Consider the following 21,504-nt stretch of genomic DNA (forward strand, 5'->3'; position numbering starts at 1 on the left):
CGAAGTTGAAAGGCAGATTGCCGCTCTGGCGGGCTTGCAGCGTCGAGCCGTTGCGCGGTTTGGAAAACCGCGCAACTAGAGCTACATGACCATAACGTAGCGCGATCCCACGTAGTACTGCTTACCCATCAGGACCGGCTCGCCATTGGGGCCCGTGAAGCCGGCACGCAGGTTGAGCAGCGGATCGTGCGGAGCAATGCCCAGCTCGGCCGCCTGCTCGGTATTGGCACGAACGGCCTCGACCGTGCGGTAGTCAACCGAAACAATCGGCGTTCCGCCAACACGCTCGACCTCGGCAAAAATCGACTTGTCCTCAAGATCGGCCGTCAACAGCTCACGGTAGGCATCAAACGGCACAAAGATGTTCTCCTCAAAGATGGGCTCGCCGTCGGCCGTACGCACGCGCTTGATATGCAGCAGCAGCGCATCCTTCTGCAGGCCAAAGAACTCCATCTCGTTTTGGCGCGCCGGAACGATCTGGCGATCGATCACGTGCGCACCGGCCTTCATGCCGTTGCCGGCACACAGCGCGGTAAACGTCTGCAGCGTCGAGGCGTGAAACTGGCGATTGATGTGCGGCGTGGAGACAAAGGTGCCACGGCCCTGCTGCTTAACCAGGTAGCCGTCGGAGCACAGCTCCTCGACAGCGCGGCGCACCGTAATACGGCTCACCTCGTACTGCTCGGCTAGTTCAAGCTCGGACGGAATACGCTCCTTGGGTGCATAAACACCTTTCTCGATCGCATCCTTGATTTCGTCATAAATCTGCTGGTAAAGCGGTGCATTTTTGGGCGCAGGCATATCTGATCACTCTTATCAAAATAGCTAAATTTCTAATACGTATATAACGTCTAGTTTCATGTTACCTCATATTGATAAAACGATACACCCTCCCTACCAAAAAGCGACAGCTTCATTTTGGTAGGTTTTATCTGGGCAAACGAGAGCCCTCGAAAGCAACGGGGCTTTCGGGGGGGGCTCGTTCGGATGGGTTGCGCAGGACCGGCAAAATGCCAATACCCTACTTGCCGTCGTCCTGCTGCAGGCTGTCCTGTTCGCTGAGGCGCGCCTGCCTGCTGGCCATGCGTGCGGGCTTGTCGGGATCGGGAACGGCCGTGGGCATGGGCTCGTCGACATGACCGCCCCACCAGCCGCCCACAAAGTTGAGCGTGTGGAACACGTTGATCACGGCGCCGGGATCAACGTCGCACACCAACTTGATAATGTCCTGGCTCTCGTAGGTCGAAACAACGGTGTTCAGCAGGTACATCTTTTCGCGGCTGTATCCGCCGACGACCTCGGCGCAGCTAATGCCGTGCTGAAAATGGTTTACGTAGGCAGTCATGACCTCGTCTGCCTTGCGCGTCGTAATCTGCAGCGTCACGCGATCGTAGCGACGATAGAAACTGTCGATGGTCTTGGTCGAAATAAACTGGAACACGATGGAATACGCCGCCTTGTCCCAGCCAAACATAAAGCCAAAGATCGCCAGGATAAAGCAGTTGAAACCAAAGATGACGCCCCAGATGGTCTTGCCCGTGTGGTTGGAAACCCACAGCGCGATAAAGTCGGTGCCGCCGGTGGATGCGCCGGATTTAAGTGCGATGGCAGCGCCCAGACCCGAGACCACGCCGCCAAAAATGATGAGCATGATCTTGTCGCCCAAAAATGGAGCGAAGTGAAAGACGTTGAGGAACAGCGACGAGAGCACGACCTGCATCATCGAGAAGATGACGAAGCGCTTGCTAATGCCGCTCCAGCATAGGAGCGCCACGGGGATGTTGAGCGCGAGCATACCGAGCGAAATGTCGATGTGAACGCCGCCCAGCGAGGTAACGCGATCGAGCAGGACCGCAACGCCGGTGAGGCCGCTCGGAAGCAGGTCGGCGGGCTGAATGAACGCCTGGATCAGGAATGTCTGGAGGACGGCAGAAATTGTGACCGCCACGGCAGTAATGGCACGGCGGACGATGGTGAGGCGGCCGAGCATGAGCACGCGGTCCGTGAGCTGATCGATGGCGTTCGCCACGTAGGCTCCTTTCGAAGGCAGATGTGGTTGTGGGGCATGCCCGCGATTGTAGCATGGAGCGTGCGGGGGCGCTTCAATTCAACCTCCCTCGACAACCAAAACGGGACCAGCAACCCCCACGACCAAAGGGCAAAATTCCAAGTGAGTAGACTTTTTACGATCTGCCGAGCACACCCAAAACCGCCACCCCTGTGACCTGCGGTTTTACAAAGGAAGATATGCATTGTGCTCGGCCTGCGCCAAAAAGTCTACTCACTTAGTCCGAATCGAAGCCAAACGGATCAAAATCGAAACCAAATTGAGCCAGTCCACCGCAAAAAACGTTTGAACCCGTGCTTCTCGCGGCGGATTGACACTACAAAGCGGCCAAAATGTCGGTCAGATTATCAATAACGGCATCGGCTCGCGATTGATCGAGGTTGACGCCCTCGTGCGGACGCAGTGCCAGGACGCGGGCGCCGGAACGTTTGCCAGCCTCGATCCCCAAAGGCGAATCCTCGATAACCAGGCACTCGGCAGGCTCCACCCCCAGCGCCTCCATGGCACGCAGGTAGATCTCGGGGTCGGGCTTAAACGCGCTGCACTCGTGACCGCTGATGGTGTAGTCCAGCACGCCGGCGATACCGGCAATCCCCACCAGCTCGTCGATCAGCTCGCGATAGGACGAGCTCGCGATGGCGCACTTCACGCCGCGCTCGTGCAGCTTGCGCATCACCGGCTCCGTCTGCTCATTGAGCAGCTCGGCATACGGAACGGGATGGTCCGGGCTGTAGACCTGCTTATACTCCACGCGCAGGCGCTCGCGCAGCTCAACATCGTCGGGCACCAGCGCCTCCCAAATGGCAGGCTCGTTAGACCCCGAAAGATCGGGGATCTCGTCAAAGTGGAACCCCTTCTCTTCCATAAACGCCACGCGGCGACGGTTGTAGAACCACTCGGTATCGACCAGCACTCCGTCCATGTCAAACAGCACTGCCTTGATCATACGCATCTCCTCCCACCTGCCAAAAAGGGACAGGTTTATTTTGGTAGGTTTTATCCGGGGTTTTATGGCGCGACAGACACGCCTTCCCCAGAGCAAAAAAGGGGATGGGGCACAAACCCCATCCCCTCTCAATCAACCCGTAAGGTCTACTTACTTGTGATTAGTAGGAAAGCTTCCACATGTAGCGACGCATGGTCAGCGGGTGCTGACGGGCCTCGGCGATCTGGTTGCCGTACTCGCGCATAACGGCGAGGTGCAGCAGCGGGTTGAAGTAGGTGACGACGCTCGCGGGCACGGCGTCAGCCAGGCCGTAGTCCTTGGAGTCGATCAGAGCGACCTTGGCGCCCATGCGCTCAAGGAAGGTGAGGGCGCGGGCGTCCATCGGACGGGTAGCGCCATCGGACATGAAGAAGACGTAGGGCTTACCCTCGGTGGAAACCTCGAACGGGCCGTGGAAGTACTCGCCGGTGTTGTAGGCGGCGGCGTCGATCCACTGCATCTCGGTGAACAGGAAGGCGGCGTGAGAATAAGCCATCTTCTCGGAGGCACCGGAAGCCATGAAGTAGATCATCTTGTCGTCCTTGAAGTCCTCGGCGAACTTCTTGGCGAGCTTCTTGCAGGACTGAGCGGCGTTCTCGCAGAGCTCGAAGACGTTGGTGAGGCCGGTGATCATGTCCTCGTAGTGGTCATAACCCTCGGTCTGCTGAAGGATCTCGACAGCAAGAGCGATGGCGTAGCCGGGCTTCTCGCACTTGGCAGCGAAGTTGGCGTGGAAGCCGTGAACGATGACATAGTCAGCGTCGACGGTCAGAGCGGAGCCAGCCTTGTTGGTGAGGGAGACGACCGGGCAGTTGTGCTTCTTGGCGGTCTTGTTGGCCTCGACGGTCTCGGGCGTGGAGCCACCGAGGGAGCAGGTGATCACGAAGGTGTGCTCGTTGACCCAGGAAGGCGTGTCGTAGTTGAACTCGTTAGCAGTGAAGATCTGAACGTTCAGCTTGTCCGTGTTGTTGGCCAGGAAGTACTTGGCGGGGTAAAGGTCGGACATGGAAGCACCGCAGCCGACGAAAGCGACGCTGTGGATCTCGTGGTTGGACAGGACGTCAGCGACGATCTGCTTAGGGAGGTTAAGGTCGATCTCGTACATCTGACACATTCCTTTCAATTTTTGCGGCGCCACATTGCCGGGCGCTCGCAGGGTTACCGTGGTTTGGACCGAGTCGCCGGCCCGTTGAGGATGCGACAAAGGGACTGTCCCATTGTCGCATTTTGGGGATGGAAGCCTGCCTGGGGTATGGGATGCCAGGCAGGCCCCCGGGGGAAAGCGGTTAGACGCTTGGTCGCGACTAGGCCAGGATGCCGGCCGCGGAGAGGGCGATGCCGCCCACGATGGCGATCACGAGAAGCCAACCGGTGTTGACGTTCTTCTTGATGAGCCAGTACATAAGGCCGGTGAGGCCAAGGGAGATCATCTGGGGCATCATGCCGTCCAGGATGTCCTGGATAACGACGGTGCCCTCAGCGAACTGCAGCGGGGTGGTGGCGCCGATCAGCGTGGCGATCATGCCGCCTACGGACATAAGACCCACGATGCCGCAGACATACATGAGCTTCTCCATGAGGTCGCCGCCCTGAAGCTTGCTCAGGTACTCGTGGCCGCCCTGATAGCCCATCTTGGCTGCGAACCAAGTGATCAGCACAGAGGGGACGATGGAGATGAGCATGGCCAGGATCGGGCCCATGATGGAGCCCTGCTGAGCCAGCTGAACGCCCAGACCAAAGGCGATAACACGAATGGTGCCCTGGAAGAAGGAGTCACCGATGCCGGAAAGCGGGCCCATAAGGGAGGTCTTGACCGCGTTAATCGAATCGGGGTTGAAGTTCTCGGGATCCTTGGCGTACTCCTCCTCCATGGAGGCGGTGAGGCCCAGGATAAAGGCGCTCGTCTGCGGGGTGCAGTTGTAGAACGCCATGTGACGGTGGTAAGCCTCTTTCTTAGCAGCGAGCTGCTTGGGGTCGGACTCGTCCGGATAGAGGCGGTCGAGCGTGGGAACCATGCCGTAGAGGAAGCCCATGTTCATCTGACGCTCGTAGTTCCAAGAGGCCTGGATGGCCCAGGAGCGCCAGAAGAACTGGCTGACCTTCTTGTTCAGGGACACGTCCTTGGTTGCGGTTGCCATAGTGTGTTCCTCCTTAGTCTTCGTCGTCTTCGAGCGGATCGTAGTCGGAATCGACACCGGCAGCTGCATGGGACCCGTTGAACTTGAAGCCCATGAAGACGACAGCCAGGCACACACCGATCAGAGCGACCGCGATGACGGACAGGTTGAGGTAAGCGGCGAGCAGGAAACCGATGAACAGGAACGGAGTCATACCCTTCTTGATCATCATGGTGAGCAGCAGGGCCAAGCCGTAGGCGGTCATGATCTTGGTCGAAACGTTAAGACCAGTGGACAGCCACTCGGGAACCATGTTGACGATGGCCTGAACCAGGTCGGTGCCAACAAAGACGGCGAGGAAGATCGGCAGGAAGTACATGATGGCGTACAGACCGGAGCCGGCGCAGATGTGCATACGATAGGCGGTCTTGAACTTTCCGTTATCGATCGCGCTATCTGCCACATGGGTGAGGGCGGCGATGATGGAACGGAACACGATGCCGAGGAGCTGACCCAGGACGGCGACCGGGATGGCGATCGTCATGGCGGTCTCGGCAGAAGCATCGGTCAGGCACGCAAAGGCAGCGGCCACGATGCCGCCCAGGACCATATCGGGCGGAACGGCGGCGCCGACCTGCACCAGGCCCATGGACACGAGCTCGACGGCGGCACCGACGGCAAGGCCGGTGGGCACATCGCCCAGCAGCAGACCGACGAGCGTAGCGCCAACGAGGGGCTGCTCGAAGTTAAGACGACCGAGCAGGCGGGAGTCCCACATGCAGAACACGCCGACGAGGCCGACGAGCACCGCACTGATGAACGTATTCATACCCTTCTCCTTTCAGTCAGGCAAAAGCCTGGTTGATTACAGCTTGGCGTCGATGTCGACGCTCTGATACGTAGGGGTCTGCTGGACATAGAGCTTGATGCCCATGTCGAGCAGCTGGTTGACGTCGGCCTTCTGGGTGGCGTCGAGGAAGACGGAGCTGTCCTTGCCGCCGACCTGATCGGCACCGTCGTGGTTGGCGGTGGCGCCCAGGTTGATGGCGTCGAGCTTGTAGCCCTGACAGAACTGCAGCATCTCGGCAGTGTTGCCAAAGACGAACATGACGCGCTCGCCGAGGGTGTTGAGCTTATCCATCTTGGCGAGGGCACGCTCGACGGTGAAGACGTTCAGGCGCACGCCCTGGGGCTTGGCCAGCTTAAGAGCGCCCTTCTTGATGTCATCGTTGGCGGCAGCGTTGTCGACGACGATGATGCGCTCGGCCTGAACCTTGGTGGTCCAAGTAAAGACGACCTGGCCGTGCAGCAGACGGTAGTCAAGACGTGCGAGGACGATCTTGGCGGGACCGGAGCTGTGACGGGACGCCTTGGCCTTCTTGGCGGGAGCCGCGGCGGCCTCGACCGGTGCGTTGGGGTTGGTCAGACCGGTGCGGGCCTCATTGATGAGGGCCGCGAGCTCGGCGCCCTTGACGGGGGCGGGGCTCATAGCAAGCGTGAGCGCCAACGGGATGTTGAAACCGCTGACAACCGTGAACTTCGTGCCGTTCTTGGAAAGCTCGACCATGTTGTTGTTGACCGAGCTGCCGAGCATATCGGTCAGCACATAGACGGTGTCGTCCGCGTTGAACGTGGCGATCATAGCCTCAACCTTATTGGTGATGGGCTCCTTGTCGTCACGAGCAAGCGACACGACGTGGACGTTCGACACGTCGCCGAGAACCATCTCGAGCGTGTCTTTGGCGCCTGCGGCCAGGCCGCCATGAGATGCGAGAATGATCTGATTCATCTTGCCTCCTCCTTTTCGTTATGGTCATTATAACGTCTTATACGTTGCTTATATTGCTAATTAGTATAAAGACCGTTCGCGGGTGAAAATCGACCGTTGACGGGTTTAACGTACTCGAAACGTTGGACTGGGTAGGCCGGCGCTAGCTGGATAACCCCAGGTCAGACCCTGCGCGCAATCCCCTATCGCACGAAGTACCAGGGGCTTTCCTGTACGGTGGGTTCCAGCGCAATGCCGGTGCGTTCCTTAAACAGATCCATGTCCTGAGATTTTTCGGTCCACCACGCGTTGGGCTTAAAGGTCATGCTCTCAATGACATGACCGACAAACACACTGTTGCGCAGCTTGGAGAAGTCGGTGTTCATAATCAGGATGGACGCGAGCACCAACACGATGCCCAGGACCTTAATCGCGCCGGCGGGCTCGGCGTAGACACCAATGCCCACCAGTACGGTGACGACCGTCTCGAAAGACATTACGACGGGAACTTTCGATGTCTCGAGCCCCATGGACAGACCCTGCATATATAAGATGTAAGCAACGGCTGTGGGGATGAGTCCAAAGCCAAGGAACAGCAGCAGCAGCTGTGGCGACATTGCCGCGGCGACATCCGGCCACGGAGCCGCGATAGCTGCCATAACCGCACCGCCAAAAACAAAGCCCCAAAACGTGACAGCCAGCGGGTGGACCGTCTTGGTTGCTATTCGGCTAAACACCGCGAGCGACGCACCACAAAGGCCTGCAATCACGCCCGACGTGACGCCCCAAACCGAAAAATGAAAACCGGAAAGGTCGCCATTGGTCACTGCAAGCACGCAGCCTACGATGTTAAAGACAATGGCAACGAGCTTGTTGGGGGTCACGTCCTCGCGATAAAGCACGCGGCCGAGCATGACGCCAAACACCGGCGAGGTGTAGAGCAGCACCGAGGCCGTGGACATGCCCACCTCGCCCATGCACTCGTAATAACAGGTGTTGGCGGCGGCCAAACCGACGATGCCGACAAGCGCACAGGGAACAAGCTCTTTAGGGCTTGCCTTGAACAGGGCCAGCGGACCCTGAGCCACGGTAGACCCCTCACCCGGACGGCAGCCCATAAACATCAGGACCGGCGCCAAGATAAGCGCTCCGACCAACAAGCGAAAGGCAGCCATGCTCTGGGACGAAACGCCCATGGCCGAGATGCCGTTTACAAAGATTCCGATGCTGCCCCACATAAGCGCGGCGATCAGCACCAGCACATAGCCCAGATTGCTTTTCTTCAACGCAGCCTCCTCGGTATTGTTTCCAATATGTTTCATACTACGTTATAGTCGTTATATACATTTTTCAAGACACAAATCGGCGAGCGGATAAGTGATCCGTTTTCCTCCGCCCCCAGCGGATTACTGGGCGGTTGCGGTGAAATAGTTCCTAAATAGAGGCTTCAAGCCCCCAAGCAGGAACTATTCCACCGCAACTTATGAGGACATCGAGCTGTTAGGCCGCTCTATCCCCTAGTAGTCCAGCTTCCACATGTAGCGGCGCGTCATGTAGTCCTTGTGGGTGACGGCAGAGAGCGCACGCATGTACACGTTGTTGAGGATCGGGGCAAAGATCAGGTGATTGAAGTACTCGCTCACGCTGTCCTTGATGTCGTTGAGGCCGAGCTCCTTGGCGTCGAGCTGATAGACGCGCTCGCCACCGTACTGGTTGACGAAGCGGATGCCGCGCTCGTCGTTGCAGCGGCTGCGGCCGACGCTGATGAGCTGGAACAGCGAGGTGCGCTTGTCCAGGATCTCGAAGGGGCCGTGGAAGAAGTCGCAGGTGTTGATGGTGCAGGAGTCGATCTGCAGCATCTCCTGCACGTTGCAGATGCTAAAGACGTAGGCGGCACCAAAGAGCGGACCCTGAGCCATCACGTTGATGCAGGGCTTGTCGGCGTTTTGCTCGGCCCACTTGGCGGCGAGCGGACGGGTGTACTCGACGGCCTTGCGATAGATGGGGTCAACCAGGTCGAAGGCGGCCATAGCGGTCTCATACTCGGCATAGCCCTCGGTCTGCTGCGTAAGCTCCATGGCGATCATGGTCACGACGGCGGAGTTGGTACGGCCCATGCAAGACTCGTCGACGGCCAGGCTGTCATACTGAATCTTGTAGTCGCAGACCTCGGTGAGGCCGGACTCATCGACATAGATGGCGATGGTGCTGGCGCCGTGGTCCTTGGCGACCTGGGCGGCGACGATGGTCTCCTTGGTGCCGCGCATGGACACGACGACGGCCAGGGTGTTCTCGTTGACATAGGCGGGCGTGGCGTGCACGAACTCATTGCTGGTGTAGCTGGAGCTCACGACCTGCGTGGCCTCGTGCTCCATAAAGTACTGGGCAGGATAGTTGCCGCCGTTGGATCCGCCGGCGCCAATCCACACGACGCGCTTGATGCCGCCCTTGTCTGCCTTGTCGGCCAAAACCTGGGAGACGACGTCCTTAACCTGTTCCTGAGTAGTCATCGTGCATCAGCCTTTCTTCTCGTTTGATGCTCTCGATGGCATACAAGTTACATACATGTTTTGGTTATGTCGACTAGTTGTATGCTATATTTGTCTTAAAAAATTTGCTGATACGGTTTTCGATAACTTGATACCAGCGGTTTTGTTGTTGTATTGAATACATGCTTGATTAGATACGCATACAGGTTAGATACAGGTTGATCGCATGAACGCTTCATCTAAAAAGAGACTGACCCAATACGAGCGCTTGGCGGGCATGCTGCGCGACCGCATCGCCTCCGGCACCTACGCGCGCGGAGACAAGCTGCCGTCCGAGATGGAACTCATGGACGAATCGGGGCTGTCGCGCAGCACCGTACGCCACGCCCTTAAGGTGCTCGTTGACGAGGGCCTGGTGCGCACCGAGCGCGGGCGTGGCGCCTTTGTGGCCGACACGCCGGCACTCCACGAGAACAACCTGGTGTTTTCGAGCTACACGACACAGGTCCAGGGTCAGGGTATGAAGCCCACCACGCGCACGGTGGACTCGGGCTTTGCCAAGGCCGCGGGCAATGCGGCCAAGTTCTTCGATGTCGCCGTGGGCAGCAAGCTCGTCAAACTTGTCCGCCTGCGTTATCTGGACGATGCGCCGCTGTGCCTGGAGACCACCTATCTACCACCGAGCTTTGAAGCACTCATCGATCGCGATATCAACGGTTCGCTCTACGCCACGCTGCGCCAGGAATTCCATCGCGCGCCGGCACAGGGACATAAGACCTTTGAGGTGTGCTATGCCTCGCAAAACGAGGCGTTTTTGCTCAACGTTGGGCGCGGGCAGGCGCTGATCCTGATCACCGACTACGTGTACGACACCGACGGCCGACCGCTCCATGTCTCCAAGCGCATCCAGCGCACCGACCGTGCCAAATACACCGAGCCCATCGGCTAACCTGCCAAAATAAACCTGTCCCTAAATGGTAGGTTTGAGGAGGTCGGGGAACCAGGTTGGTTTGGGTTGGTTGGGGACGCGCTCGGCTAGGACCAACTCCATCCAGCACATGTCGTACCAGCGGCCGAACTTTTGGGCGCAGCGATCGAAGGCGCCCACCAGGCGATACCCCATATGGGCATGGAAGTCCTGGCTGTTGTGCGTCAGGTACTCATCGTCCTTGTCGTGCGGCACGGCGATGAGGGCGCACATGTTGGTGATACCCATCGCGATCAGGCATTGCTTAAGCGCGTCATGCAGCTTGCGGCCCAGCCCGCCGTGGCGCACATCACGCGCCAGGTAGATCGATGTCTCGACCGACCAGTCGTATGCCTCGCGGCTGTTGAGCGGACTCACATAGGCATAGCCTACCGGACGCCCGTCCAGTTCCATCACCAGATACGGATAGCGCTTGAGCGTGCGCTCGATGCGCCCGGCGAACTCCTCAACGCTCGGCACCTCGTATTCGCAGGTAATCGCCGTCTGGCGCACATACGGCTCATAGATGGCAAGCAACGCCGGCGCATCATCGGGCGTCGCCAGACGAATCGTCGGATCGGACATCTCGGTCATACAACCCTTCCCCCTCAAAAACAAAGGCCACCTTGCGCCAAACCCAGCGCAAGGCGGCCCCTTGTCATTACATCAGGCTACAGAACAGCCGCCAACGCGTCGATGTCCTCCTGCGTCGTGGCCCAGCTGGTGCAAAAGCGCACCACCGTGTGAGTATCGTCGTACTTTTCCCAGTACTCGATCGAGGCATGCTCGCGAATGCGGGCCATATCCTCGTTGGGCAGAATCACAAACTGCTGGTTCGTGGGCGTCTCCAAAAAGAACTGGTAACCGCGCTCGTGCAGCACACGACGTAGCGTCTGGGCCGTCTCGATCGCCTGTCGACCAATCTCAAAATACAAGCCATCGGTAAAGAGTGCCTCAAACTGCACGCCCGTCAGGCGGCCCTTGGCCAACAGCGCGCCGTGCTGCTTAATGCGCGGAATGGGATGTGCCGGAGCGTGCATGCCGCAGAACACCACAGCCTCGCCGCAGAGCGCGCCGCACTTGGTGCCGCCGATGTAGAACACGTCGCACAGCTGCGCCAGCTCGGGCAGGGTAATGTCGCACTCATCGGCCGCCAGCGCATAGGCCAGGCGAGCACCGTCCACAAACAGCGGAATCTCGCGCTTCTGGCATACCGCATGAATCGCCGCGAGCTCGGCCTTGGAGTACAGCGTGCCGTACTCGGTCGATAGACTCACGTACACGGCGCCCGGGAACACCGTGTGCTCGTAGCTCTCGTTTTCGTAGAACACCTGGATATAGTTCTCGAGGTCCTCGGCGTGCATCTTGCCCTCGTAGCCGGGGATGGTGAGCACCTTGTGGCCACCAAACTCGATGGCGCCCGCCTCGTGACAGGCGACGTGGCCAGTCTCGGCAGCAACGACGCCCTCGTAGGGCGCAAGCAGCATATCGATCACCGTCGCATTGGCCTGCGTGCCGCCCACCAGAAAAAACACGTCGGCATCGGGGACCTGACAGGCCTCGCGGATAAGCTGCTTGGCACGCTCGGTGTGTGCATCGGTACCGTAGCCGGGCTGCGGCTCCATGTTGGTGTCGACGAGCGCCTGCAGCACTGCCGGATGTGCACCGTGGGAATAATCGTTGTTAAACGCGAGCATGGCAATCCTCTCTTACCGGGTATCGGCCAGATGATTCAAACGGAGCTATTGTACGCCGTTGGGATAGGCAATGCGCGCGGCAAGGCACTCAAGCGCCAGCACCAGGGCAAAGCCGCAGCTCACGTCACTCAAAAAGTGCGCTCCGATCACGATGCGGCCAAAGGCGACGAGCGCCGCGACCATAGCCGCCGTCCAAAAGACCACCCGGCGGCGCGACGGTTTTTCCTTAAAGGCCGCCGCGGGAAGCCCGGCGAGCATAAGGCCGATCGCCGCATGCGCCGTGTGTCCGCTCGCAAACGACTTGAAGCCGTCCTTGATCACGCCGGCGGCGATAAAGGCCCACTTGTCGGGGTTGCCAATCACCCACCACGGCTGAAAATCGAGCCCCTGCGTCACCTCGATCACGCGCATGCGCGGGCGCGACCACAGCGGCTTAACAATGACGTTGAGGATGATGGCTTGAGCGGCCCACACGGCCAGCACCATCAACGCCCAGCGCATAAGCTCGTCGGGCGCGGTGTCGCGCGTGAGACGATAGACGATAAAGTTAGCAGCAATCACCAGCACAAACGTCAGCACCAACTGAGCCGCGATGAGTTTGCCGCCAACCCTCAGGGACGAAACGATCTCGTAGCCGGTCAGGCCAACGTTGACGAGGATGCCGAGCACGGCGAGCCATTTGCTCCCCCTGGAGTCGGGACGCACCGCGCGCACGAGCATAACGCCCGCGATGCTCGCCGTCAGCTCGAACGGCAGCTCACCGGCCGCCTCGACAAAGCGACCGTACATGCTGCCGATATTGAACAGCGCGCTCGAGATCTGATAATCGAAGAAACTGCCCACGCCCAGACAAAGACACAGGACAACCGCGATAATGGCGACATCTTTCTTATAGATGTATCCGAACATGCTTTCCTTTCGATGGAGCCAGAGTGCCCAAATGGGGTGTTTGCAGCGTCGACTCGCTAGTCATCATCACTAGCGCCCAGCTGTTGCAGCAGCATGAGCGCCGCGGCCACCGGGCCGGTGCCGTCGTTGGCGTCGAGACCGCGACCCAGGCCGCTGCCCGCACCGGCGCCTGCCTTGTAGGGTACCGACAGCTTGCGGCTCTTGGGGAAGTTCACCGCGCCATAGCGGGTCTTAAGCTCAAAAGCCACCTTCTTGGGCACGTCGACGCCCAAAAACGTGATGCGACCGCCACTGAGCGTGACGCTCTCGAGCCCCAGGCGCTCGCCGCGAATGCGGATTCGTGCGCGATTGAACAGGTTGAGTCCCGCCAGCGGCAGCTCGCCATGCGCAGCCTCGGTCTCCTCCTGCACCTCATCGATGCTCTCCAGGTCCTCGGCCGCTGCAAGCTTACGGTACACGAGCACGCGCTGATCCACCGCCGGCAGGTACTCCTCGGACAAGAAGTAGTCGGCCGGCAGGTTAATACCCACGCTCGCCGCCTCCACGCCGGCATCGTCATCGCCGCGCGCCTCGGCCACGGCCTGTCCCAGCATCTGCGTAAACAGGTCAAAGCCCACGCTCGACAGGTTGCCGTGCTGCTCGGCGCCCATAAGCGAGCCGGCACCACGGATCTCCAGGTCGCGCATGGCGATGCGCATGCCGCTGCCCAGGTCCTGGAACTCGGAAAGTGCGGTCAGGCGCGCCGTCGCCTCCTCGGTGAGAGGCAGCTCGCCCGGGAACATAAAGTACGCGTAGGCCTGCGTGGCAGAGCGGCCCACACGGCCCTTGAGCTGGTAGAGCTGTGCCAGACCCAGGCGCTGCGAGTCCTCGATGATCAGCGTGTTGGCGGTCGCGTTGTCTATGCCGCTCTCCACGATGGTCGTGGCGATGAGCACGTCGATCTTTTTGGTCGCGAACTCGATCATCACGTCCTCGACCTCGCGCGGGCTCATCTTGCCGTGCGCCACGCCCACGCGCGCCTCGGGCGCGGCCTCATGCACGCGCGCCACGGCGTCGTCGATGGTCTTGACGCGGTTGGACACGTAATACACCTGACCGCCGCGGCCCACCTCCAGGCGAATCGCCGCGCTCACCACATCGGGGTCGTACTCCCCCACGTGCACGATCACGGGACGACGCCCGGTCGGCGGCGTCGTGATCAGGCTCATGTCGCGCACGCCACTCGTGGCCATCTGCATGGTTCGCGGAATGGGCGTTGCCGAAAGCGTGAGCACGTCGATCTGCTCGCGCAGGTTCTTGAGTTGCTCCTTGTGCTGCACACCAAAGCGCTGCTCCTCGTCGATGATCACCAGGCCCAGGTTCTTGGGGTTCACATCGGCCGAAAGCAGGCGGTGCGTGCCGATGAGCACATCGATCGTGCCCTCGGCAAATGCCTTGAGCGCGCGCTTCTGCTGCGCCGGCGTGCGGAAGCGGCTGAGCACCTCAACCTCGAGGCCAAACGGAGCAAAGCGCTCAAAGAACGTCTCGTAGTGCTGCTGGGCAAGAATGGTCGTGGGGCAGAGCACCATGACCTGGCGGCCGGAGTCCACGCACTTAAACGCCGCGCGCAGGGCAACCTCGGTCTTGCCGAAGCCCACGTCGCCGCACAGCAGGCGGTCCATGGGCTTGGGCGCCTCCATGTCGGCCTTAATGTCGGCGATGGCCTCCAGCTGGTCGCGCGTCTCGTCGTAGGGGAAGCTCTCCTCCATCTCAATCTGCTCGGGCGTGTCGGGCGGACAGGCGATACCGGCAATCGACGAGCGGCGCGTATACAGGTCGACCAGATCAAACGCCAGCTTTTTGGCGTTCTTGCGCGCCTTGTTGGTGGCACGCGTCCAGTCGGCGGTATTGAGCCTGGTCAGGCGCGGCTTGTCGCCGTCGGGGCCAACGTAGCGCGTGATGCGGTCGACCTGCTCGAGCGGCACGTAGAGCTTGTCGCCATCGGCATATTCCAGCAAAAAGTAGTCGCGTTCCTTGCCGCCCACTTCCTGGCGCGCGATCTCGCTAAAGAGCGCGATGCCGTGGGTAGCGTGCACCACGTAGTCGCCCGGCTTAAACGGGAAGGTGATCTGCGTAATGTCAACCTTGCGGCGGCTGCGCGCGCGGTTGGCATCCATGCGGGCATTGAGGTCGGCGATCGAGAACACGGCCAAATTGGCGTCGGGCACCACCACGCCCTGCGGCAGGGCAGCGTCCACAAAGGTCACGCGCCCGCGCGAGATGGTGGGCACGGCAGCGCCGGCGGCAGCCTGCGCGGCGCCCGCCTCGAGCGAACGGGCGTTGAGCGCGTCGGCCTTACGCTCGCGAATGGAAGCATGGGCCTCCTGGCGTGCGGCACGGTCGGCGGAATCCGCCGCCGCCACGCGCACACGGTCGCCGATAACACCAGCGTTTTCGGGGGCGGACGTCAGCGACTCCTCAAAGGTAATGCCCTCGTCGCCAAAGGTGAGCTCCATCGACTCGCGCGCACCGCGGTCGGGAATGGCAAACACGCAGGCGTAGCGCTTGCCCACGACTTCCTGAATGCGCGTCATAAAGCGATTGTCCGAGCCCGCAATGGCCGGCTGCTCAATCTTGAGCTCCGCCGTCACCGCGCCGCCGGCACGGATGAGGCTCACGTAGTTCAGGCGCTGCTGGGCACCAAAATCGAGCTGCTGGGCACGTACATACAGGCCATCCAGCCGGTCAATCCCTGCCTCGCCAGCACGCGCCTCGATATCCTCGTAGGCACGCAGGCAATCGTCGAACAGCGAGCGCGGCTCGGACAGCACCACGAGCGCCTTGCCGCTCACGTGCGCCAGCGGGCTCACGGTCTGGCCGTACATTACCGGCAAAAAGCGGTCGAGCTCGGGTGTAACGATGCGCGCATCCACCATCTCGAGCAATGCGGCCAGCTTGTTGTCGTCCTGGCTAGCGCGATAGAGCGCCACATGCATGTTGTGGACGGCCTCGTCGGTAAGCGCCAGCTCACGGCAGGGGAAGATCTCGATGCTGTCTTCGTTACCGATGGTCTGCCCCGTTGAGCTCACCATGCGACGGATGCGGTCGATCTCGTCGCCAAAGAACTCAATGCGCACGGGCGCTTTTTCCTGCGCGGGAAACACCTCGACGGTGTCACCGTGCACGCGGAACAGGCCGGGCGCGTCGGCGGCGCCGGCATTGGTGTAGCCCATGCCCACCAGACGCTGCGGTACCTCATCAAAAGGAATCTCCTCGCCCACTGCAAAAGTAGTGGACTCCCAGTAGCGACTCTCGACCGGCGGCACGCAGCGCAGCAACGCGCGAGCCGAGGCAACCATGATGCAGTTGTCCCCGCGCACGATGCGTCCCAGGGCCTCGCATCGCTGCGCTACCACGGCGTCGTCGGGCGCCTGCTCGCGCCACGGATAATCCTTGCGCTCGGGGAAACGGCACACATGCGCCAGGCCCACGTAGGCGGCAAGGCTACGAGCGGCGCGATCGGCCGCATCCTCGCCGCTCACAACGTAGACCGTCGGGCGCGGACGGCGCGCAAACTGGGCGGCCGCCATAAGCGTGCGACCCGACTGCGACACGGCCAGCGTCACGTCCTCGCCGGCATCGAGTCCGGCCTCGACGGTCTGCAGCGTCTCGGCAGTGTAGAGCTGCGCGGCTATACGGTGAATGAGCATGCTGTTCCTCCGGCATCGCAACGCCAAAAGCCCGCCGGGGCAAGCTCGGCGGGTCGTACGTCAAATACATTGTCTGTCATGGTAGCGCATGGAGAGGACTCCGGCTCAAGGGCAAGCCCAGCCCCGCAAAAAACGCCAGACGAAAATGCGCTCCGCCCTACCCCGCTACGCGCACGCTGGGGCACAAATCTGCCAGCGGACACTCGTCACACTTGGGTTTGCGGGCGTCGCAGATCTCGCGACCGAAGGTGATCCACTGATGGTTGACCGACTCCCAATACTCGTGCGGCAAAATCTTGAGCAGATCCTGCTCGGTCTTGAGCGGCTCCTTGGCATGCGTCTTGGGACTCAGCATCAGGCGGTGCGCAATGCGGTTGACGTGCGTGTCCACCGCAATGCCCTCCACGATGCCATACCCCACGTTGAGCACGATGTTCGCCGTCTTGCGTCCCACGCCCGGCAGCTTCACGAGTTCCTTCATGTCGGCCGGCACCTCGCCGCCATAGTCGGCGACGATCATCTGCGCGGCCTCGACGGCATGCTTGGCTTTGCTCTTGTAGAAGCCGAGTGACTTGATGGCGTCTGCCACGTCAGCCACGCTCGCCCCGGCCATGGCCTCGGGCGTGGGCCACTGGGCAAACAGCTTCGGCGTCACCTTGTTGACCTGCGCGTCGGTCGTTTGCGCCGAGAGCAGCACCGCGATCAGCAGGCGGAAGGGATTCTCGTGGTCCAAAAAGCACTCGACCGGGCCATAGCGACGGTTGAGGCGCTCACACACCTCAACGGCGCGCTCGCGTTTGGCGGCATTGGTCTCGCGTGGCATAACGGCTCCTCGGCTCAACGGCACAATAAACTTATGGGCACAATTGTCCCACGTCCGAGACGCTTACGCCTCCAAGAATGCGCCGGTCTGACGGCTCCACAGGCTCGCGTACTCGCCACCCGCCTCGACGAGCTGCGCATGCGTGCCGTCCTCGACAATCTCACCATCGGCCAGCACCACAATGCGGTCGAGCGCCGCCACGGTGGACAGGCGGTGCGCCACCACAATGGAGGTGCGCCCGCGCATCAGGTTCTCGAGCGCCTCCTGCACCAGCGCCTCGGACTCGCTGTCGAGGGCAGAGGTCGCCTCGTCGAGCACTAGAATCGGCGCGTCGGTTAGGATGGCGCGGGCGATAGCCACGCGCTGACGCTGGCCGCCCGAGAGCTTGACGCCGCGCTCACCCACCATGGTGTCAAAGCCACGGGGCAATCGGTCGATAAACTCCAGGGCATTGGCCAGGCGCGCGGCTTCGCGAATCTGCTCATCAGTGGCGTTGGGACGACCGTAGGCAATGTTTTCGCGAATGGAGCGGTGGAACAGCAGCGCCTCCTGCGGCACGTAGGCAACCTGGCGGCGCAGGCTTTGCTGCGTGCAGCGCGAGACATCCTGACCGTCCACGAGCACGCGGCCGCCCTGGACATCGTCCAGGCGCAGCAGCAGCTTGGTGAGCGTCGTCTTACCCGAGCCCGATTTGCCCACCAGGCCCACGCGCTGGCCCGCCGCCACATGAAGTGTCAGGTCATCGAACACGTTCTCGCCCGCCGCAGCGTCACGGTACGCAAAGCTCAGGTGCTCAAAATCAATCGCGCCCTCGGTTACTTTGAGCTCAGGGGCGTCCGGGTCGTCTGCCACCAAACGCGGCTCGTCCAGCACGCGCGTCATCTCGGCCGCATCGCCGAGCGCGCGGTTGATGCGCTGCATCATGGAGCTTACGTAGTTCAGGCGCATGGTGAGGTTATAGGTGTAGGTAAAGATCATGACGAGCGAGCCGGCCGAGATGCCAAACCACGCGTTGCCGCCCGCCACGAATACACTCACCACGGCCATGGTAATGACGATAAGGCCCGAGGTCGTAAAGTTGCGCTGCATCATGGCGTGCATCGAGACTGTCTCGGCATCGCGCGCGGCACGATCGGCGGCGTCGAACAGATCGCGTTCAAAGTCCTCGCGCCCGCAGGTCTTGACGGCCAAGATGTTCGTGACCGCGTCGGAGAGCACACCCGAGAGCTTGTTCTGCGCGGCGGACGTCGCGGCCGAAAGCGGCATGATGCGTTTGTACATAAGCCAGACAAACGCGATGTAGACGACCATGATGCACACCAGGATCACGGTAAACGTCGGCACCACCGGGGCGAGTGCGGCCACGGTGCAGATGACCGAGGTGATGGTGGGGATGAGCGAATACACCGTCACGTCGACCAGACCCGTGTAGCCGCTCATAAAACGGCTCGTCTGGCTCACGAGCGATCCGCCAAAGCGGCTGGTGTGAAATGTCATGGATTGATTGGAGAGCGTGTCGAAGCACAGGCGCGCCAGGTGATAGTTGCCCGCAATCTCGAGCTTGTAGACGGTGTAGTCCTGCAGCTTGGAGAGGATTTGGCCCACCAGGTTAACGAGTACGAGCGCCAGGATATAGGGGCCGAAGACCTCAAACACCTGATCACCCGCCACGGGACCGGCTTGAACGCGGTCGACAATGAGGGCCATCACATAGGTATTGGCAAACGTCAGCAAAAAGATGTAGCCCGCCGACGAGAACACCGAGAGAAAGACAATCAGCGGCTGCGTACGCGTGACACCCCAAAACCGCTGCAGCGTGCGGCGCACGGTGGAGCGTTTCAGCGGACTGGTGTTTCTCTGAGACATGGGCTTCCTTTCGCGTCTGATAGGGCGAAACGCCATTGTTGCACACTAAAGCGCACTTCAGGCAAGCGCGATGTGAAAGGCAGCGGGGTGCCCGCGTTTGCGCCGGTGCCCCGCTGCCTTGTTGCAATTAGTCCTCGTCTTCTTGGTCTGTGGAAAGGCCCGCGGGCGTGAGTCCCAAGATCTCATCGGCTTGGTCGGCGTCTTCCAGCGCGTCGATATCCTTGAGTTTGCGCTCCATGACGTTGGTGCGCGTGGTGATAATGCCCTCGACCGTTTTACCCGCGGTCTCGATCTGCTGCTGGGCGCGGCGCAGCGCCTTTTGATAGCGCGGCAGCTCGGCCTTGACGGCGGAGAGCACTCGCAGTACATCGTCGGTGCGTTTTTGCAGCCTAAACGTCTGGTAGCTCATCTGCAGGCTGTTGAGAATGGCCGCCATGGTGCTGGGGCCGGCAACGTTGACGTGATAGTCGCGGCCCAGGGTCTCGATAAGCCCGGAGCGGCTGACGACCTCGGCGTACAGCCCTTCAAACGGCACGAACATGATGCCAAAGTTGGTCGTTGCCGGCACACTCAGGTACTTTTCGCAAATGTCCTTTGCCTCGCGCTTGACCATGGTGTCGAGCGTCTTGCGCGCAGCCGCCACGGTCTCCGCATCGCCCGACTCCTGCGCGTCGAGCAAGTGCTCGTACGCGTCGCCCGGGAATTTGGAGTCGATCGGCAGCAGCACGGGATCGCCCTCGTCCACCGGCAGCTTGACGGCAAACTCAACGCGCTCCGAGGCACCGGGCTTGGTGGCGACGTTTTCCAGATACTGGTCGGGCGTAAGGATGTCCGCCAGAATTGCACCCAGCTGCACCTCGCCCAAAATGCCACGCGCCTTCACGTTGCCCAGCACGCGCTTAAGGTCGCCCACGCCGGTGGCGATAGATTGCATATCGCCCAGGCCCTTGTACACGGCCTCGAGCTGGTCGCTCACCTGCTTAAACGATGCCGACAGTCGGTCGTTGAGCGTGCGGGAGAGCTTCTCGTCCACCGTCGCACGCATTTGATCGAGCTGCACGTTGTTGTCTTTGCGGATGGCGCCCAGCTGAGCATCGACCGTTTCGCGCACCTTGTCCAGGCGATGCTCGATACCCTCGCGGTTGGCACCGAGCTGTTGGGCCGTCTCGCGGCGCAGGTCATCCATCCGGTCACCAGCTTGCGAGAACTCGCGTGCGATGGTCAGGTAACGTTGCTGCTCCACGGCCGCATCTGTCGTCTGCTGCTGCGCGATGGCATTGGCCGTGCGGCGAGTTTCGGCCAGCGCGACGTTCAGGGCATCGAGCGCGTTGTTGGCCTGCTCGAGTGCTGCCAGCGTTTCCGCGCTACTGTCGCCACGCTCCCGCAACTCGGCACGCAGGCTCTTGAGCTGGAGGGCGCAAGCCACAGCAACCCCCACCGCCACCAAGGCGATCACAACAAGCACGATATCAATAGCAGACATAGACTCCGCCCAACAAACTCAATCGGTCATCAATCAAAACCGCGATCAATCTTACCCCGCCACACACACGGATCACTCACTGCCTTGCAGACAAATTTCTCTTAGAGCCGCGGACGCTAAAACGCTAGCTCTCCCAGCCGGTGCGGATGGTTGTTATGACGTCGCCTAGGTGCTGGCCCAGGGCTGACAGATGTTGGAGCACCTCGTTGGGCGATGCGCCGTTGAGGATGCACGTGAGGGCATACGACGCCAGAAAGATGGCCGCAAGCCCTAACGGGATGAGCACGATCATCGCCAATATGCGCAAGCGCTGGCCCACACGGCGACGACGCGCACGACGCTTGTCGAACGCGAGCTCCTGCGCATATGAATCTTGCTGTACGGAATAGGCCTCTGGCGCCGATTTACACCCGGGCACAGCTGCAGGTACAGCAGCGGGCACGACATTTTGCGCAAAGGGCTGGGCTGCCGCCCCTTGCATTTGCATCTCCATGAGTCGTTGCTGCTGACGCAGCATGCGCTCAGCTTGTTGCTGCGGAGTCTCAAGAAACAGGTCCATGTTGGCCTCCAAAGTCGGAGCATTCGACGCTTACGACCAGCATCCCGCACCGCCATGACCGCGACAACGCAATCGCCGGCAATA

Annotated in this window: 18 protein-coding genes; 1 reads left to right on the forward strand and 17 read right to left on the reverse strand. The window is 60.8% G+C overall.

All coding sequences use genetic code 11. The features are described from left to right. Positions 1-81 precede the first annotated feature (81 nt). The 9 genes from OIL77_03450 to OIL77_03490 all read right to left on the reverse strand — a co-directional run bounded on the left by OIL77_03450 (position 82) and on the right by OIL77_03490 (position 9,448). Positions 82-801, reverse strand: coding sequence for a GntR family transcriptional regulator (locus OIL77_03450; GenBank protein ID HJI44474.1), 720 nt, complete (start codon positions 799-801; stop codon positions 82-84). A gap of 220 nt (positions 802-1,021) precedes the next feature. Next, positions 1,022-2,029, reverse strand: a complete 1,008-nt coding sequence (locus tag OIL77_03455) for a YitT family protein (protein HJI44475.1) — start codon at positions 2,027-2,029, stop codon at positions 1,022-1,024. A gap of 355 nt (positions 2,030-2,384) precedes the next feature. After that, positions 2,385-3,014, reverse strand: coding sequence for an HAD family phosphatase (locus OIL77_03460; GenBank protein HJI44476.1), 630 nt, complete (start codon positions 3,012-3,014; stop codon positions 2,385-2,387). 160 nt (positions 3,015-3,174) lie between these two features. After that, positions 3,175-4,158 (reverse strand): SIS domain-containing protein, encoded by a 984-nt coding sequence (locus OIL77_03465; protein ID HJI44477.1) that lies wholly within the window; start codon positions 4,156-4,158, stop codon positions 3,175-3,177. Between the two features lie 199 nt (positions 4,159-4,357). Next, positions 4,358-5,191 (reverse strand): PTS system mannose/fructose/sorbose family transporter subunit IID, encoded by an 834-nt coding sequence (locus OIL77_03470; protein ID HJI44478.1) that lies wholly within the window; start codon positions 5,189-5,191, stop codon positions 4,358-4,360. A 13-nt stretch (positions 5,192-5,204) separates the two neighbouring features. Then, a complete protein-coding gene (locus OIL77_03475) occupies positions 5,205-5,999 on the reverse strand; it encodes a PTS sugar transporter subunit IIC (protein ID HJI44479.1) in 795 nt (264 codons plus the stop codon). Positions 6,000-6,035: 36 nt separating this feature from the next. Then, a complete protein-coding gene (locus OIL77_03480; protein ID HJI44480.1) occupies positions 6,036-6,959 on the reverse strand; it encodes a PTS mannose/fructose/sorbose transporter subunit IIAB in 924 nt (307 codons plus the stop codon). A gap of 182 nt (positions 6,960-7,141) precedes the next feature. Further along, positions 7,142-8,224, reverse strand: coding sequence for a DMT family transporter (locus OIL77_03485; protein ID HJI44481.1), 1,083 nt, complete (start codon positions 8,222-8,224; stop codon positions 7,142-7,144). 231 nt (positions 8,225-8,455) lie between these two features. Then, complete coding sequence (locus tag OIL77_03490) at positions 8,456-9,448, reverse strand: SIS domain-containing protein (protein ID HJI44482.1); 993 nt, start codon at positions 9,446-9,448, stop codon at positions 8,456-8,458. A gap of 205 nt (positions 9,449-9,653) precedes the next feature. On the opposite strand from OIL77_03490, the gene OIL77_03495 reads away from it, so the two are divergent. Beyond that, the gene (locus OIL77_03495) at positions 9,654-10,376 is read left to right on the forward strand and encodes a GntR family transcriptional regulator (GenBank protein HJI44483.1); all 723 of its coding nucleotides are present in this window, start codon (positions 9,654-9,656) and stop codon (positions 10,374-10,376) included. 21 nt (positions 10,377-10,397) lie between these two features. On the opposite strand, the gene OIL77_03500 is transcribed toward OIL77_03495, so the two are convergent. From OIL77_03500 to OIL77_03535, 8 genes are all read right to left on the reverse strand, one after another. Next, entirely contained in the window at positions 10,398-10,988 is a 591-nt protein-coding gene (locus tag OIL77_03500) for a GNAT family N-acetyltransferase (GenBank protein ID HJI44484.1), read from the reverse strand. Positions 10,989-11,065: 77 nt separating this feature from the next. Continuing rightward, entirely contained in the window at positions 11,066-12,091 is a 1,026-nt protein-coding gene (locus tag OIL77_03505) for an aminotransferase class V-fold PLP-dependent enzyme (protein ID HJI44485.1), read from the reverse strand. Between the two features lie 45 nt (positions 12,092-12,136). Then, the gene (locus tag OIL77_03510) at positions 12,137-13,000 is read right to left on the reverse strand and encodes a phosphatase PAP2 family protein (GenBank protein HJI44486.1); all 864 of its coding nucleotides are present in this window, start codon (positions 12,998-13,000) and stop codon (positions 12,137-12,139) included. A gap of 56 nt (positions 13,001-13,056) precedes the next feature. Further along, positions 13,057-16,689 (reverse strand): transcription-repair coupling factor, encoded by a 3,633-nt coding sequence (gene mfd / locus OIL77_03515; protein HJI44487.1) that lies wholly within the window; start codon positions 16,687-16,689, stop codon positions 13,057-13,059. Between the two features lie 157 nt (positions 16,690-16,846). After that, positions 16,847-17,512, reverse strand: coding sequence for an endonuclease III (gene nth, locus OIL77_03520; GenBank protein ID HJI44488.1), 666 nt, complete (start codon positions 17,510-17,512; stop codon positions 16,847-16,849). A 63-nt stretch (positions 17,513-17,575) separates the two neighbouring features. Then, positions 17,576-19,378 carry an ABC transporter ATP-binding protein/permease gene (locus tag OIL77_03525; GenBank protein ID HJI44489.1) on the reverse strand — a complete coding sequence of 601 codons (1,803 nt, stop codon included), beginning with the start codon at positions 19,376-19,378 and terminating at the stop codon, positions 17,576-17,578. A 127-nt stretch (positions 19,379-19,505) separates the two neighbouring features. Further along, positions 19,506-20,861, reverse strand: a complete 1,356-nt coding sequence (rmuC, locus tag OIL77_03530; GenBank protein HJI44490.1) for a DNA recombination protein RmuC — start codon at positions 20,859-20,861, stop codon at positions 19,506-19,508. A 124-nt stretch (positions 20,862-20,985) separates the two neighbouring features. Further along, a complete protein-coding gene (locus OIL77_03535) occupies positions 20,986-21,420 on the reverse strand; it encodes a hypothetical protein (GenBank protein HJI44491.1) in 435 nt (144 codons plus the stop codon). Positions 21,421-21,504 lie beyond the last annotated feature (84 nt).

Source organism: Coriobacteriaceae bacterium (assembly GCA_025993015.1).
In the GTDB taxonomy this organism is placed as follows: Bacteria; Actinomycetota; Coriobacteriia; order Coriobacteriales; family Coriobacteriaceae; genus Collinsella.